General features: G+C 64.8%; 2 protein-coding genes. Both read left to right on the forward strand.

All coding sequences use genetic code 11. The features are described from left to right. A partial coding sequence (locus AC097L_RS25270; protein ID WP_479589457.1) for an aldo/keto reductase occupies nt 1-756 on the forward strand: 756 nt, incomplete at its 5' end. A 9-nt stretch (nt 757-765) separates the two neighbouring features. Beyond that, a partial coding sequence (locus AC097L_RS25275) for an aminoacyl-tRNA deacylase (RefSeq protein WP_479589458.1) occupies nt 766-1,186 on the forward strand: 421 nt, incomplete at its 3' end.

Below are 1,186 nucleotides of genomic sequence, written 5' to 3' on the forward strand. Positions count from 1 at the left end.
CCCGACCTGACGGTGGCCGACATCGTGGCCGCGTGTGAGGACAGCCTCAAGCGCCTGCAAACCGAGGTGATTGACCTCTACCAGATTCACTGGCCCGTGCGCCATGTGCCCGCCTTTGGCGCGGTGTACTTTGACCCCGCCAAAGACAAGCCGGTGACCTCCATCCAGGTTCAGCTGGAAGCCATGGCGCAGCTGGTCAAGGCCGGCAAGGTGCGCACCATTGGCTTGTCCAACGAGTCGCCTTATGGCGTGCACGAGTTCATCCGGCTGGCCGACCAACACGGCCTGCCGCGGGTGGCCGCCGTTCAGAACCCGTACTGCCTGATCAACCGCACGTTTGAGAACGGGCTGGACGAAACCTGCCACCGCCTGGGGGTGTCCTTGCTGGCCTATTCGCCCTTGGGGTTTGGCCTGCTCACCGGCAAGTACGACGTTTCGGGTATTGTGGGCCCGGACGCGCCGAAGGAGGCGCGCATTGCCAAGTACGAGTCCATGCGCAAGCAGCGCTGGGGCCGCCCCGAGGCGCTGGTGGCGGCACGGCGCTACAGCGCCCTGGCGCGTGAACACGGCCTGACGCCGACGCAGTTGGCGCTGGCGTTTTGCTACACCAAATGGCAAGTGGCCAGCACCATCCTTGGCGTCACCTCAGTGGCGCAGCTCGATGAGTGTCTGGACGCCTGGGGCACCACGCTGTCGCCCGAGCTGCTGCAGCAGATCGACGCCATTCGCTGGGACATGCGCGACCCTGCGCTCTAACACGTCGAGATGGCTAAAAAAGACCACGTCTCCGAGACCCCCGCCACCCAGTTGCTGAAGGCCCGCAAGGTGGTGTTCACCGAGCACCCCTACGAGTACCTGGCGCATGGCGGCGCCCAGCACAGCGCCGAGGTGCTGGGGTGGGACCCGTTCAGCGTGGTCAAGACGCTCATCATGCAGGACCAGGACGCCAAGCCCCTGGTGGTGCTGATGCATGGCAACCGCAAGGTGTCCACCAAAAACCTGGCGCGCCAGATTGGCGCCAAGTCGGTGGAGCCGTGCCAGCCCGAGGTGGCCAACCGGCACAGCGGCTATTTGGTGGGCGGCACCTCGCCGTTTGGCACGCGCAAGACCATGCCGATCTACATGGAATCCAGCATTCTGGAGTTGCCCACAATACTGATCAACGGCGGCCGGCGCGGTTATCTGG

Source organism: Rhodoferax sp. RT5P35 (genome assembly GCF_056521385.1).